Annotated in this window: 1 protein-coding gene; it reads left to right on the forward strand. The window is 69.3% G+C overall.

Translation table 11 applies throughout. From position 1 onward, the window contains the following. Positions 1-268 (forward strand): Bax inhibitor-1/YccA family membrane protein (locus DBV35_RS29585; RefSeq protein ID WP_170135083.1); only part of this gene is annotated, 268 nt, incomplete at its 5' end. Positions 269-335 lie beyond the last annotated feature (67 nt).

Here is a 335-nt window from a genome sequence, read left to right on the forward strand (position 1 = left end):
CCTCATGCTGGCGCACCTGGTCGCGAGCTTCTTCATGGCGGGCGGCTTCGGCCTCCGTGACGGCGGCCCGCTGGCCATCCTGTTCTCGGTCGTCGTGATCGGTGTGGCGGCGTTCAGCCTGCTGCTCGACTTCGACGCCGCGGATAACGCGGTCAAGGCCGGCGTCCCGGCGAAGTACTCCTGGTACATCGCGTTCGGTCTGATGACCACGCTGGTCTGGCTCTACATCGAGATCCTGCGCCTGCTGAGCTACCTGCGCCAGGACTGACCGGTCACCCACGACCCGGCCCGTGAGGGCCGGGTGCGGCCGGAATCGCCCCCTCCGGTCGCGCGCG

The organism is Acuticoccus kandeliae (assembly GCF_003073115.1).